This window comes from Rouxiella silvae (assembly GCF_002093625.1).
GTDB lineage: Bacteria > Pseudomonadota > Gammaproteobacteria > Enterobacterales > Enterobacteriaceae > Rouxiella > Rouxiella silvae.
On record NZ_MRWD01000062.1, the window covers coordinates 18,362 to 31,711 of the forward strand.

The following is a 13,350-nucleotide window of genomic DNA, read 5'->3' on the forward strand; positions in this document are numbered from 1 at the left end:
GCCCGAGACAGTGAAAAGTCTCGGGCTTTTTAAAATCACGATAACGGTGCGTCGATTACTTGGCCGCTGCGCCGTTTTTCTCTTCGCCCACCAGACCGACTTTCAGGTAACCGGCGCTACGCAGGTTATCCATCACACTCATGATGGTGGCATAATCCACCGTCTTGTCTGCGCGGAAGAAAATAGTCGTCTGCTTGTCACCCTGGGTAAGCTGGCTCAGCATCGCGCCCAAATTCGCCGCCGTGACGAGGTCATCGCCAAGGAACATCTGGTTGTCTGCTTTTACCGACAGGAACACCGGCTTAGGCGGGCGAGGCTGTGACTGGGCGGTAGAAGCCGGCAAATCAACCCGCACGTCTACCGTTGCCAAAGGCGCGGCAACCATAAAGATGATCAGCAGCACCAGCATAACGTCGATAAACGGCGTGACGTTAATGTCATGCATTTCACCGCTTTCATCGAGGTCGTCGTTCAAACGAATTGCCATGATTGACTTACCCTACGCGTAACTTATGACCCGCCTGGGCGCGCGGTGCTTCATCGGCACTTGACGCCAAATCCAGATCGCGACCCTGCAACAGCAGAATCTGTGCCGCTACGTCGCCAACCTGATGACGGTATGACGCAATAGTACGGGCGAAAATATTGTAGATAACCACCGCAGGAATTGCCGCAATCAGGCCCACCGCCGTGGCCAACAGTGCTTCGGCGATACCCGGAGCCACAACGGCCAGGTTGGTCGTCTGCGTCTGGGCAATACCGATGAAGCTGTTCATGATGCCCCACACCGTGCCGAACAGGCCGACAAACGGTGAAATAGCTCCGATGGTAGCCAGAATACCATTACCACGGCCCATGTGACGACCGGCAGCGCTTACGCGGCGCTCAAGGCGAAAGCCTGTCCTGTCTTTAATGCCACCGTTGTCGGTGGAACCCGCAGACAGTTCAAGTTCGTTTTCGGCATCGCGCAGCATTTGGCTGCTAATACTGTTGGCAGAGAAGCCTTCTGCCTGCTCCAGCGCCTCTTTCAGCGAGCGAACCGGCAGCAGTGAAGAAAGCTCACGGCGCAGGCGACGTTTGCCTGAAAACACTTCGGCACCTTTACTGAACAGCAGTGTCCAGGTCACGACAGAGGCCAGCAGCAGGCCAATCATGACAATTTTCACCACGATATCGGCGTGCTGATACATGCCCAATACGGACAGGTCTTTTGGAATGATTGGCGTTTGCGAAGACTGAACTGCGCCGTTATCGGCACCGTTAGTACTCTGTAGCACCGGTGCTGCGCTGCCGTCTGTTGCGGTTGGAGCCGCCGCTGAAGGCTCGGCGGATGCCGAGGAAGCCTGCGAAGGTGTCACTGCGTTGGCTGCATTGGACGTCGGCGTTGCCCACGCGCTGCCGCTCAATCCGGCAATCAGCACCAATGAAGTCATCACAGTACCGATTCTTGCTGTACCACTTTTACGCGTACTCATCATCTGTTTTACGTCCGTCAAAAATGACACCGCTTTGTTCATCTTAATGCGACACGTTTGCACGTAGCGCCTCCAGCCATAATCATTTATTGAAAATATTAATAGCGGCAAATCATAGCAAAAAAAAAGCCACAAGTGATAGTGGTTCTCATTATTATTTACATTCCGCATAAGCCTGAAAAATCATCAAGGGGTGACATATGAAACTTTCTCACACATGCTGCCAAATGACTGACCCGAGAAAGATGGCATGTTAACGTAATAAAAAGCGCCAAATGGCACAGTTAACAAGGTGAAAGCGGTCTTATGACATCCAAGAAGATTGAAACAGCGTTAATCAGCGCGGGAAGAGACAAAAAATTTACTCAGGGATCGGTTAATACTGTTATCCAGCGAGCGTCTTCACTGGTGTTTGAGTCCGTTGCAGAGAAAAAGTTCGCCACTGCCAATCGCGCCAACGGCGAATTGTTTTATGGTCGCCGCGGCACGTTAACCCATTTTTCGCTGCAAGAGGCGATGGTCGAGCTTGAAGGCGGCGCGGGCTGTGCACTTTATCCCTGCGGTGCAGCGGCGGTGAGCAACGCTATCCTTGCCTTTATAGAAACCGGCGACCACGTGCTGATGGCCAGCTCGTCCTACGAACCGACGCAGGATTTTTGCTCCAAGGTACTGACCCGCCTCGGCGTGAGCACCACGTATTATCCCGCCTCAATTGGCGCGGACATTGCCCGCATGATGCAGCCCAATACGCGCATCGTGTTTCTTGAGTCTCCAGGGTCAATTACCATGGAAGTCCCTGATATTCCTGCTATCGTGAAGGCCGTGCGCGCGGTATCCCCTGAAGTCATTATCATGATCGATAATACGTGGGCGGCAGGTATTTTGTTTAAGGCGCTGGAGTTTGATATTGATATTTCGATTCAGGCGGGCACCAAATATATTGTCGGCCACTCAGACGCGATGATTGGCACGGCGGTGTCCAACGCCCGCTGTTGGGAACAGTTGCGCGAGCAGTCTTATCTGATGGGGCAAATGGTTGACGCCGATACCGCTTATGTCGCCAGCCGAGGTTTGCGCACTATGGGTATTCGACTCAAACAACACGCAGAAAGCAGCCTGCGTATCGCGCAGTGGCTTGAAACACACCCTGACGTTGCCCGTGTGAATCACCCAGCTCTACCCGGCAGTCAGGGGCATGAATTCTGGAAGCGAGATTTTACCGGCAGCTGCGGGCTGTTTTCCTTTATTTTGAAAAAACGCCTGACCGACGCCCAGCTCGCCGACTATCTCGACCACTTTGAGCATTTCAGCATGGCGTACTCCTGGGGTGGTTTCGAATCGCTGGTGTTAGCCAACCAACCCGAAGAAATTCAGGCTATTCGCCCAGGCGAGCAGGTTGATTTCACCGGAACACTGGTTCGCGTACACATCGGGCTGGAGAACTGTGACGACCTGATTGACGATTTAAATGCGGCCTTTGCACGCATCGTCTGAGTGTAAGAAAATCATTGCGACAGGCCGCGCAAATCCTTACTTATCTGATAGGATTGTGTGCGGTTTTTGACCATAATACGTTAAATACTTATAAAGGTTGTTGGTACTATTTTTCTTTTCTCGTGACCTCAGGCACTTGCCCGAAATTTCACGTTTTGCAGCACATCAGACAGGAAATACTATGGCGGTATTAACTCAGATTCTTCACGCACTCTGGCAACACGATTTTAGCGTTTTAGCCAATCCAAACGTTTTGTGGGTCGTCTACGCCGTTCTGTTTACCACGCTGTTTCTTGAAAACGGTCTGCTTCCCGCCTCTTTTCTTCCCGGTGACAGCCTACTGCTGCTGACCGGCGCGCTGGTGTCGAAAGGGGTCATGAGCCTGGTACCGACGCTGATTATTTTAATCGTGGCCTCAAGCCTGGGTTGCTGGTTCAGTTATTTGCAGGGCAGATGGCTGGGTCATACTCGAATAGTGAAAGGTTGGTTGTTGCAACTGCCGGCGAGCTATCACGAACGCGCCCACCACCTGTTTCTTAAACACGGATTAGCCGCCCTGCTCGCCGGTCGTTTTCTGGCGTTTGTACGAACGCTACTGCCGACCATCGCCGGTATTTCTGGTCTTGATAACGCCCGTTTTCAACTGTTTAACTGGTTAAGCGCCGTACTGTGGGTCGGGGTCATTGTTGGCATGGGCTATGCGCTGTGCCATATTCCTCTCGTGCAGCGTCATGAAGAAAAAGTCATGGCAGGGCTAATGATCCTGCCTGCCCTGCTATTGGTGACCGGTCTGGTCGGCGCGGTGCTCGTGGTTTGGCGTAACCGCCGCAAGATAGCCTCTTGATTAAGAGCTTCCTTATCAAGATCCAAAGACGGTTTCGGAGAGACTCAGCGAATTGCCCTCACGCATGCGGGCAATTTCGTCACTTGGCGTCACACCGAAGTAGCGTTTAAATTCCCGACTAAACTGCGATGCACTTTCATACCCCACGCTCAGAGCCGCAATGCTGGCTTTTACTCCGTCATAGATCATCATCGTCCGCGCCTTGTGCAGCCGATAGTTTTTTAGATATTGCAGCGGCGACGTGCTGGTGACAGCCTTAAAGTTGTGGTGAAACGCGGAGACACTCATGTTGACGTCGCTCGCCAGCTGTTCAACGCTGAGCGGCTGGGCATACTGATTTTCAATTTTCCGCAGCGCTTTGGCAATCTGACTAAAATGGGTATGGCGATTTACCAGCGCCTGTAGCGCCCCGCCGTTTTCGCTGGTAAGAATAAAGAATAAAATTTCGCGGATAATCTGCGGGCCGAGCACTTTTGCGCGCAACGGTTTATCCATCACATCAAGCAAACGCTCGCTGGCGCAGAGAATATCTTCATCTAGCAGGCCAGAGGTAATACCGGACGACTGATCGGGCTGATGTGCAAACCCTTCATCCCCCATTTCCATGAGCAGGTCCTGTAGCATCACCGAATCGATACGGATAGAAACGCCAGTCACCGGACGCTCGGGCGTGCCAAAAGTCTCACACTCAAACGGCAGAGGAACGGTAAGCATCAGATAGTTTTTGGGGTCATAGGAAAAGGTTTTATTGCCGAGATACCCCACCTTGCTGCCCTGAAATACAATCGTCAAACTCGGGTTGTACATTACAGGCTGGCGGGCGTGGTAGCTTGAGTAACACATCAGCGTTGCCTGCGGCACGCTAGACTGAAATTTATTCTTACCTTCCGTCAGGCGCTCAACTTTTTTAGCCAACTCCGCGCACAGGCTCTCGACATCTTGCATGACTCATCTCCGAACAAAAACAAACTGGCAATGATTCTGCCATATTGGTCGATTTTTCTATACAGGATTGCAGGACTGGGCAAGCTTTAAACAGAAATGTGCATCTCAAATTATAACCTCTGCCGCTAAAGTGTTGGATTGGCAGTGCTGAAGTCACTTTTTAGATAAATAACTGAAAATGAATCATTAGCAAACTCAGCGAAATGGCTATTCGTTTACTAAACTTACCCCATCAGGCACTCAATGCGTGGATTACGCATTCCCCAACAGGAGAGATTTATGTCAACGCAATCCATCATACAACTTCATGACGGCAACCGTATTCCGCAACTCGGCCTCGGCGTTTGGAAGGCCAGCAATGACGAAGCGACTCATGCGGTCGGCACGGCGCTCAACGCGGGCTATCGTCATATTGATACTGCCGCAGCCTATAAAAATGAGGAAGGCGTAGGTAAAGCGCTTCAGGAAACCAGCGTGCCTCGTGAAGACATTTTCGTTACCACCAAGCTTTGGAATGACCAGCAGCTTTACGCGCAGAAAGCGCTGGAAGAGAGCCTAGAGAAACTGAAACTCGACTATGTAGATCTTTATTTGATCCACTGGCCGCTCCCTGACAAAGGCAACTATGTTGAATCCTGGAAACAGCTGCTTAAACTTAAGGAGCAAGGTTTAGCGAAGAGTGTGGGGGTATGTAATTTCCATATTCCTCACCTGCAGCGCTTGATTGACGAGACCGGCGTTGCGCCAACCGTAAACCAGATTGAGCTGCACCCTTCTCTGGCACAACGTCAACTGCACGCCTGGAATGCCACTCACCGCATTGCTACCGAGTCCTGGAGTCCTCTGGCGCAGGGCGGCGACGGTTTGTTTGATCAATCGTTGATTAAAAAACTGGCCGAGAAGTACGAAAAATCCCCGGCGCAAATCGTGATCCGCTGGCATTTGGACAATGGACTGATTGTTATTCCGAAGTCCGTTACGCCGAAACGCATTCATGAAAACTTTAACGTTTTCGACTTCAAGCTGGAAAAAGAAGAGTTGGCAGAGTTTACCAAGCTGGACACCGGCAACCGATTAGGGCCGAACCCAGAAGATGTGCTTAATTTCTGATTAGAATGGCGATCAATGGGGGAATACCTCCCCCATTATGCCCTTCCCCGTTGAAAATACCGGGTAGGGTTGCTAAAAGTTTGAAGAAGGTTGTACCACCATTTGCCCCATCGTTCCGCGATCGGCAAGCTCGAGCGTCTGGCTGTAATAGAAGAAGGGGAAGTGCTCGTAGGACGGCTGATTGAAATACACCAGCAAGTCAACCTCACCATCGACCCACACCGTATCTTTAAAACCGGCATCCTCAATCAGAGGTGCAGCACCGTTCACCGATTTAACCAAGAAATTCACCCCCTGCACGTGGAACGGCTGCGGCAGATCGGCGTGAATGGTCCAGCGCTCCCAGGTTCCCTGCATCGCCTGCACGTCGGTTCTTGACGCATCAAATACTGCACCGTTGATCCCCGGCTGGCTGTCTCCCAGGCGGAACTCACGGCTGCGCACCACGTTGCCGGTGATAAGCTGATCGGCAAGCAGGCGCATGGGCAGGTTATCGGTCACCAGCGGCAATAGTCCGGTAGGTCTTAGCGTCAGAACCAGAGTAGAAACCAGAATGCTTGATGGCTGAAATAGCCCACGCAGCCGGTCCATGATACCCGCCGCTTCACCGGCAGAAATCGAAACCTCGTCGCCCTGCGTCATATCTATCAGCACTTCACGGCGTTCACCCGGCGCCAACGACAGGCGAGAAACGCTCACCGGAGCGGGTAAGAAACCGAGGTCGGAAGCCACTACGTGGAACGGGCGATTATCGCTCATGGTCAATTCATAACGGCGGGCGTTGGAGGCGTTAAGCAGGCGTAACCGCACCCATCCGCGTGAAACCTGCACAAACGGACTTTGCACGCCGTTAACCAGCAGGGTGTCGCCGAAGAATCCTCCGCTAGCCGGTGTGTCGTACTGTGGCACGCCGAAGTTGTCGAGGCGTTTGTCCTGAATGATAATTGGAAAATCATCTACGCCGTAGTGATTGGGCAGAGGCAGACTTTTACTGACTTCATCTTCCACCAGCCACATTCCGGCCAGACCGTTATAGACCTGCGGTGCCATATGCGATGGCGTGTTGGCATGATACCAGCAGGTTGCGGCAGGTTGACGAATTGGCAGCACGGGTGACCAGTCGCTGCCCGGAGACATCATTCGCGCCGCGCCACCGGTCAAGGTACCCGGCACCTGTAAACCGCTGATGGTCATTGAAGCCGGCGACGGCAGGCGGTTACTGTAGATAAGCTTGACGTCATCGCCACTGTGAACCCGCACCGTCGGCCCAAGATACATGCCGTTGAAGCCCCATACCGGCGCTTTGCTGCCGCCAAGAAAAGACCAGTGCGCCTGCTGCAATGTCAGAAAAAGAGGCTGCCCACGGCGGGATTCAATCAGCGGAGGAATGGGTAACGCCGGCTGCGCATCACCTGCATGTGCCCTCAGCGGCAGAGATCCAGCGGCCAGCGCCAATCCAGATGCCTGTAAAAAATTGCGACGACTGAGGGACATATCTTCTCCATGAGAACAAAATCTACGCTGCGGTATAAGCCCGCTGACCTTCAATGGCGGCGAGCACTAATAGCAATCACCCCGCACGACATCGCCAGGCGGAGTGATTAAGAAACTATTTATCTTTTCTTTAATTCAGCTTCACGGATGGCCACTTCGGCATCTAGCTCGGCAATTTTAACGCCCATAATATGATGGCAATGCTCAACTAATTCGCGCATGCGCTCTTTACCGTACTGTGTGGTGTCGATGGGTGGCAGCATTTCAATGATCACCTGGCCGTTGTTCCAGCGATTCAGTTTGATTTTGTTGCTGGTGTTAGACACACAAATAGGCACGATGGGCACGCCTGCGGCAATCGCAGCGTGGAACGCTCCGGTTTTAAACGGCATCAGGCCACGACCGCGGCTGCGGGTGCCTTCCGGGAACATCCAGATCGACACGTCTTTCTTTTTCATCTGCTCGACAACCTGCGAGATGGTGCCATGCGCCTTGGCACGATTGTCCCTGTCAATCAGCAGGTTACCCGTTACCCAGTAAAGCGGGCCAAAGAAGGGGATCCAGAGCAGGCTTTTTTTGCCGACCGTGACCGTTCTTGGCTGAACAACGTTGGCCGCAGTCACCATGTCGTAATTGTTCTGGTGATTGGCAATATAGATGCAGTTTCCGTAATGCGCCGCTTCGGCAGGGATGCGTTTCTCAACCTTTAGGCCAAATATCGGTGCCAGTCCGCCAAAAAGATGGCCGAAAGTCGCTACATGTTTTGGGTTTCTTGGGCTGAAAAGGCAATAAATCGAGCCGAAAATACACACCAGAATTGAGAAAACCACGACATAAATAAAGCGAAAAATAAGTAACATAACACCCTCTTAAGCATACAACCGAAGTCAATAAAATTGACCCTGCGGTTCCTTTGCCGCTGGGCTATTCTCGGGCCTCAGCAAGCTCTATACAATAGTTATTCTTCACCCTAAGAGGGTTTTTATTAATCCAGATAATAGCGTTTGTTACAAACGTGGATTAATTGTGCTCAGGAATAAAGATTATCAGTGCGCTACGCAAGTTAACAATCAACGTTTCGCCCTTGTGACTCTGCACAGTTAAGGGCACTGAAGTGCCCTTAACATGTCGTCAAACCACAAATTTACTCTTCGCTTTCTCCGGTGGAAGGACGAGCCGGGGCGTCAACCTCAACTCGGTCAATCCTTTGTAGCCCACGCGGCAGCAGCGTACCTTTGCGGCCTCGCTCGGCGCGGAACTTCTGCAAGTCTTCTGGGCGCAGCGTCAGCTTACGTTTACCCACGTGCAGCGTGACCGAAGTTTGCGGGGCCAATACCAGCAGCCAGGCGAGATTGTCCTTACCCGCGGCGGCGTCGGCCGAGGCAATAGACACAATCTTGTTGCCCTTACCCTTGGACAGCTGCGGCAGGTCAGCCACTGGGAACAGCAACATACGGCCCGCGCTGGTGACAGAAAGCAGCATGTCGTCTTCACCTACCAGCTCGATAGGCGGTAACGCCTTGGCATTTTCAGGCAGCGTAATCATAGCCTTACCCGCGCGATTTCGCGCGACCAAGTCGCTAAAGGTGCAAACGAAACCGTAGCCAGCATCTGAGGCCATCAGCAATTTCTGGTCATCGGCGGCCATCAGCACCTGCGAAATGGTGGCGCCAGGCGGCGGCGTCAACTTACCGGTTAATGGCTCGCCCTGTCCGCGCGCCGACGGCAGCGTATTGGTGTCTAGCGCATAGCTGCGACCGGTGGAGTCGATAAATACCACCGGCTGATTACTTTTACCCTTGGCGGCGCTGCGGAAACTGTCTCCGGCCTTATAGCTCAGGCCAGTTGGGTCGATGTCATGGCCTTTAGCACTGCGCACCCAGCCCATTTCCGACAACACTACTGTCACGGGTTCAGACGGAACAAAGTCGCTTTCGCTCATCGCCTTCGCTTCACCACGTTCAATGATTGGCGAACGGCGATCGTCGCCATAGGCTTCGGCATCGGCCTGGATCTCTTTACGGATCAAAGTACTCAGCTTACGCTCAGAGGCCAGCAGCGCCTGCAGTTGATCGCGCTCTTTCGCCAGTTCGTCCTGCTCACCGCGGATCTTCATCTCTTCGAGTTTGGCCAAGTGGCGCAATTTCAGCTCGAGGATCGCCTCGGCCTGCGTTTCACTCAGGGCAAAACGCGCCATCAGCACGGGTTTGGGTTCATCCTCAGAACGGATAATGTGGATCACTTCATCAATATTCAGGAAGGCGGTCAGTAAACCTTCTAAAATATGCAGACGTTTCAGAACCTTATCGAGGCGGAAATTCAGTCGACGACGAACGGTATCGCGACGATATGACAGCCACTCGTTCAGGATCTCCACCAGCCCTTTCACCTGCGGGCGGTTGTCCAGACCGATCATATTCATATTAATGCGGTAGCTGCGCTCAAGATCGGTGGTCGCAAACAGGTGATTCATCACCTGATCGAGATCGACACGGTTCGATCGCGGCACAATAACCAGGCGCGTTGGATTCTCGTGATCGGATTCGTCACGCAGGTCTTCAACCATCGGCAGCTTCTTGGCCCGCATCTGGTTGGCAATCTGCTCCAGAACTTTTGCGCCCGAAACCTGATGCGGCAGCGCAGTAATAACGGCATCACCGTCTTCTTTTTTCCACAGCGCACGCATACGAACCGAGCCTTTGCCCGACTCATAGATTTTGCGAATTTCATTGCGCGGGGTAATGATTTCAGCTTCGGTCGGGAAGTCTGGACCCTGTACGAACTCCAGCAAATCTTCCAGCGTACTGCCCGGCTTTTCAAGCAGTGCCACAGCGGCATTAGCGACTTCACGCAGGTTGTGCGGTGGAATATCTGTCGCCATACCCACGGCAATACCGGTGGTGCCGTTAAGCAAAATATTGGGCAAGCGCGCAGGCAGCATTTTCGGCTCCTGCATAGTGCCGTCGAAATTTGGCACCCAGTCAGAGGTTCCCTGACCCAGCTCACGCAGCAGCACTTCGGCATATTTCGACAGGCGCGATTCAGTGTAACGCATGGCGGCGAAGGATTTCGGGTCATCCGGTGCACCCCAGTTCCCCTGCCCGTCAACCAGCGGATAACGATAGGAGAAAGGCTGCGCCATCAATACCATGGCTTCATAACAGGCACTGTCGCCATGCGGATGGTATTTACCCAACACGTCACCCACGGTGCGCGCTGATTTTTTGAATTTAGCGTTATTGCTGAGGCCAAGCTCAGACATAGCATAAATAATGCGGCGCTGAACCGGCTTAAGGCCGTCGCCAATATAAGGGAGGGCCCTGTCCATGATTACGTACATGGAGTAATTCAGATAGGCATTCTCGGTAAACGTGTGCAGCGCTAAACGCTCTGTACCGTCATGAGTCACTTCGCTCATTAATTTTTATCCTCAGCCCCATGGCACTGTCGTGCTGGAAAATAAACGTTCTGGAAAATAAGGAGGCCCGCTTGCAGACACGCGCAGGCGCTGCCGCACAAGGCGATGATGTTCGCGATAGTACATCATATGGCGTATTGCTGTCACAGTTGCTGTGTTTTGGGCGCGCATGTTATGCTCAAAAAACACGTAAAAAGTCGATAACTCCGCCTGATTATTGCGTTTCAAGCAACAGTATTGTGCTCTAGCGCACATTTTTCACCTCAACGATCTCTTGTAAACTCTGTTCAACAGTTTAATAACGAGGTCATTGCCATGAGCAACATACTGATTATCAACGCAGGAAAAACATTCGCCCACTCAAAAGGCGCACTTAACATCAGCCTGACAGAAGTTGGCGACACGTTCCTGCGCGATGCGGGACACAGCGTGCGCGTCACCAATATTGAACAGGGTTATGATATTGAAGCCGAAATACAGAGCTATCTGTGGGCCGATGCCATCATTTATCAGATGCCGGGTTGGTGGATGGGCGCGCCGTGGACGTTGAAAAAATACATTGATGAAGTGTTCACCGAAGGCCACGGTCGTTTGTACCAAAGTGATGGTCGTTCACGTTCTGACGCGTCAAAAAAATACGGTTCAGGCGGCCTGATTCAAGGCACAGCGTATATGCTTTCGGTCACCTGGAATGCACCACTGGAAGCCTTCGAAGATAAAGATCAATTCTTCCATGGCGTGGGCGTTGACGGAGTTTATCTGCCGTTCCATAAAGCCAACCAGTTCCTGGGCATGGATACGCTGCCAACCTTCATGTGTAACGACGTTATCAAAGATCCCGATATCGAAGGCTATTTTGCCCACTATCGCGCGCACCTTGACCACGTATTTGGTCAGGCCGAAGCCGCAGAATAAGCATTCAGTTAATTCTGTAAATCTTAAGCGGGTTTGGCAAAGGCAGTGTTTATTGCCACACTCAGGGTTCACCATTCGCGTGAGTCAGTCATGTTTAGGGCTCACTCATTAAAGGGAAACCGAGGTTTTTATGATAACCGTAATTGCTGAAATCATCATCAAGCCGGGCCGTCGCGATGCGGTGCTAGAAAAAATCACTCAGCTTCTGCCCAGCGTTCTGGAAGAAAAAGGCTGTCATCGGTATGCGCCTTTTCTCGACGTCAAAGGCCAGATACCTTGGCGTCAGAGCGCGCCTGATTCTATTTTCATGCTGGAGGATTGGGAAAGCTTGGCACATCTGGAAGATCATCAGCAGGCGGCACATATGCACGCACACCGTGAAAACATTAAAAGCGATGTGGTGGATGTAAGAATTAACATTATCGAAAAAGCCTGATTTTACTGGGCAAATGCGCGGTAAGAAGACTGAACATACCGGGGTCGTTAACGCGGCTCCGGTTTTTTATTGTCCGACTTTATCTCCAATTCATAAATGGCGATGCCTATCTTTATCAATCTCGACGTCATCTCGTCAGGCTCAACGCCGGCTATATTCGCCTGAGTAATAATATAGTTGGATAAGTCTGTCGATACCCTCAGCCTGCCGGGTGGCATATCGCCGTCCGCGGGTGCTTCATCATCTCGACCATATGCCAGCCAAGTAAATGAGACCGAAAGAGCCTGAGCCAACTTGGTCAAAACAACGGGAGTCGGTTTCACCTTGCCTAACTCGTAGCGTGAAACCTGAACCAACGAGACCCCAGATTTTTGAGAAAGGCAAACCTGCGACCATCCCAGCGCCGTGCGTCTAAAGATGAGTCTTTTACCTATTTCCTCACTGTTGTTCATAGCGTTCAAATACCATCTCATTCAGACAGGTTATTAAAGGGCTATAAAATAATATTTATAGCGCGAGTCAGCCATACGCCCGGCACTTCCTCGCCTACGCTAGCAAAACAGAAATCAGGATACACGCTGTCGAATTCAATTTTTTTGATTCAACTTCCCTAAAAATCCTGCGCCTGCGGAGAAATCAGAATATTCCGACAGGACAATTATTATTACATGCACTTCTCGAGAAGTCCGGCCGGTATGTCACTCTTTACAAGAGATTACGACAAAACATAAGCTTTTCTGATTAATCGTCACTTACCAAGGAATAGGCTTTTTCTTCCAAATGTTATTTTTTCTATTTTTAATTTTAAAGAACAGCAAGGGTCCTACCCAAGAAGCAAGCAGGCATAATAGACCGGGAATGATGATTACCCCGCCGTCGCGCATACTTTGAAAGAGAAGAAAGAAAATCACCAAGCTAGCACTAATGAGCAATATTCTGATTGCTAACATTTGTTTCCTCTGCTTGGTATTTATATATTTTTCCATCATTTCCGCGCCACAGTGAAAACAATTGGCAGGGCTTTTAGTTAAAGGACTGTGACAAAAGGGGCAAGCGCCTAACGCTATTTTACGTTCAATATTCATAAACAATTCCCATGGTGTACTGGTGTAGTAGGATAGAAAAAATCCTGACTCAAAGGTTAGGATAAAGCCTGCGGAGTATTTTTATAAAATTCTACTGCTTCTATTATAAATAACACATAAACCGACTTGAGATC

The 13,350-nt window shown here is 51.4% G+C and carries 13 protein-coding genes; 5 read left to right on the forward strand and 8 right to left on the reverse strand.

Features of this window, described 5'->3' with window-relative positions:
• Positions 1-55: 55 nt before the first annotated feature.
• Together exbD and exbB are read right to left on the reverse strand one after the other, a co-directional pair.
• Positions 56-487: a TonB system transport protein ExbD gene (gene exbD, locus BS639_RS20560; RefSeq protein ID WP_055782845.1), complete on the reverse strand. Its 432-nt coding sequence runs from the start codon at positions 485-487 to the stop codon at positions 56-58.
• A gap of 7 nt (positions 488-494) precedes the next feature.
• Positions 495-1,475, reverse strand: coding sequence for a tol-pal system-associated acyl-CoA thioesterase (gene exbB, locus BS639_RS20565; protein ID WP_407690323.1), 981 nt, complete (start codon positions 1,473-1,475; stop codon positions 495-497).
• A gap of 306 nt (positions 1,476-1,781) precedes the next feature.
• On the opposite strand from exbB, the gene metC reads away from it, so the two are divergent.
• Positions 1,782-2,969 (forward strand): cystathionine beta-lyase, encoded by a 1,188-nt coding sequence (gene metC / locus BS639_RS20570; RefSeq protein WP_055782842.1) that lies wholly within the window; start codon positions 1,782-1,784, stop codon positions 2,967-2,969.
• A 181-nt stretch (positions 2,970-3,150) separates the two neighbouring features.
• On the forward strand, positions 3,151-3,813 hold the full coding sequence (locus BS639_RS20575) for a DedA family protein (protein WP_055782839.1): 663 nt from the start codon (positions 3,151-3,153) through the stop codon (positions 3,811-3,813).
• A gap of 15 nt (positions 3,814-3,828) precedes the next feature.
• Here BS639_RS20575 and BS639_RS20580 read toward each other — a convergent pair whose 3' ends face one another.
• A complete protein-coding gene (locus BS639_RS20580; RefSeq protein WP_055782837.1) occupies positions 3,829-4,758 on the reverse strand; it encodes an AraC family transcriptional regulator in 930 nt (309 codons plus the stop codon).
• A gap of 279 nt (positions 4,759-5,037) precedes the next feature.
• Between BS639_RS20580 and dkgA the strand changes: the two genes are divergently transcribed.
• On the forward strand, positions 5,038-5,868 hold the full coding sequence (gene dkgA / locus BS639_RS20585) for a 2,5-didehydrogluconate reductase DkgA (RefSeq protein ID WP_055782833.1): 831 nt from the start codon (positions 5,038-5,040) through the stop codon (positions 5,866-5,868).
• Positions 5,869-5,940: 72 nt separating this feature from the next.
• Here the strand turns inward: dkgA and ftsP are convergent, their stop codons facing one another.
• The 3 genes from ftsP to parC all read right to left on the reverse strand — a co-directional run bounded on the left by ftsP (position 5,941) and on the right by parC (position 10,780).
• Complete coding sequence (gene ftsP, locus BS639_RS20590; protein WP_055782830.1) at positions 5,941-7,362, reverse strand: cell division protein FtsP; 1,422 nt, start codon at positions 7,360-7,362, stop codon at positions 5,941-5,943.
• A 119-nt stretch (positions 7,363-7,481) separates the two neighbouring features.
• The gene (locus tag BS639_RS20595) at positions 7,482-8,222 is read right to left on the reverse strand and encodes a 1-acylglycerol-3-phosphate O-acyltransferase (RefSeq protein WP_084984186.1); all 741 of its coding nucleotides are present in this window, start codon (positions 8,220-8,222) and stop codon (positions 7,482-7,484) included.
• Between the two features lie 284 nt (positions 8,223-8,506).
• Entirely contained in the window at positions 8,507-10,780 is a 2,274-nt protein-coding gene (parC, locus tag BS639_RS20600) for a DNA topoisomerase IV subunit A (RefSeq protein WP_055782824.1), read from the reverse strand.
• 315 nt (positions 10,781-11,095) lie between these two features.
• On the opposite strand from parC, the gene BS639_RS20610 reads away from it, so the two are divergent.
• Positions 11,096-11,695 (forward strand): NAD(P)H-dependent oxidoreductase, encoded by a 600-nt coding sequence (locus BS639_RS20610; RefSeq protein ID WP_055782818.1) that lies wholly within the window; start codon positions 11,096-11,098, stop codon positions 11,693-11,695.
• Between the two features lie 130 nt (positions 11,696-11,825).
• Positions 11,826-12,131 carry a putative quinol monooxygenase gene (locus BS639_RS20615; protein WP_055782814.1) on the forward strand — a complete coding sequence of 102 codons (306 nt, stop codon included), beginning with the start codon at positions 11,826-11,828 and terminating at the stop codon, positions 12,129-12,131.
• 47 nt (positions 12,132-12,178) lie between these two features.
• Here BS639_RS20615 and BS639_RS20620 read toward each other — a convergent pair whose 3' ends face one another.
• Positions 12,179-12,583, reverse strand: coding sequence for a helix-turn-helix domain-containing protein (locus BS639_RS20620; RefSeq protein ID WP_055782811.1), 405 nt, complete (start codon positions 12,581-12,583; stop codon positions 12,179-12,181).
• A 300-nt stretch (positions 12,584-12,883) separates the two neighbouring features.
• Positions 12,884-13,216, reverse strand: a complete 333-nt coding sequence (locus BS639_RS20625) for a hypothetical protein (protein ID WP_139804160.1) — start codon at positions 13,214-13,216, stop codon at positions 12,884-12,886.
• Positions 13,217-13,350: the final 134 nt, after the last annotated feature.

Excerpts from the sequence above, each read along its gene's own strand:
- BS639_RS20620 (WP_055782811.1), bottom strand. The coding sequence starts at position 12,583 with ATGAACAACAGTGAGGAAATAGGTAAAAGACTCATCTTTAGACGCACG.
- parC (WP_055782824.1), bottom strand. The coding sequence starts at position 10,780 with ATGAGCGAAGTGACTCATGACGGTACAGAGCGTTTAGCGCTGCACACG.
- BS639_RS20575 (WP_055782839.1), top strand. The coding sequence starts at position 3,151 with ATGGCGGTATTAACTCAGATTCTTCACGCACTCTGGCAACACGATTTT.
- exbB (WP_407690323.1), bottom strand. The coding sequence starts at position 1,475 with ATGAGTACGCGTAAAAGTGGTACAGCAAGAATCGGTACTGTGATGACT.
- BS639_RS20615 (WP_055782814.1), top strand. The coding sequence starts at position 11,826 with ATGATAACCGTAATTGCTGAAATCATCATCAAGCCGGGCCGTCGCGAT.
- dkgA (WP_055782833.1), top strand. The coding sequence starts at position 5,038 with ATGTCAACGCAATCCATCATACAACTTCATGACGGCAACCGTATTCCG.
- metC (WP_055782842.1), top strand. The coding sequence starts at position 1,782 with ATGACATCCAAGAAGATTGAAACAGCGTTAATCAGCGCGGGAAGAGAC.
- BS639_RS20625 (WP_139804160.1), bottom strand. The coding sequence starts at position 13,216 with ATGAATATTGAACGTAAAATAGCGTTAGGCGCTTGCCCCTTTTGTCAC.
- exbD (WP_055782845.1), bottom strand. The coding sequence starts at position 487 with ATGGCAATTCGTTTGAACGACGACCTCGATGAAAGCGGTGAAATGCAT.
- BS639_RS20610 (WP_055782818.1), top strand. The coding sequence starts at position 11,096 with ATGAGCAACATACTGATTATCAACGCAGGAAAAACATTCGCCCACTCA.
- BS639_RS20580 (WP_055782837.1), bottom strand. The coding sequence starts at position 4,758 with ATGCAAGATGTCGAGAGCCTGTGCGCGGAGTTGGCTAAAAAAGTTGAG.
- BS639_RS20595 (WP_084984186.1), bottom strand. The coding sequence starts at position 8,222 with ATGTTACTTATTTTTCGCTTTATTTATGTCGTGGTTTTCTCAATTCTG.
- ftsP (WP_055782830.1), bottom strand. The coding sequence starts at position 7,362 with ATGTCCCTCAGTCGTCGCAATTTTTTACAGGCATCTGGATTGGCGCTG.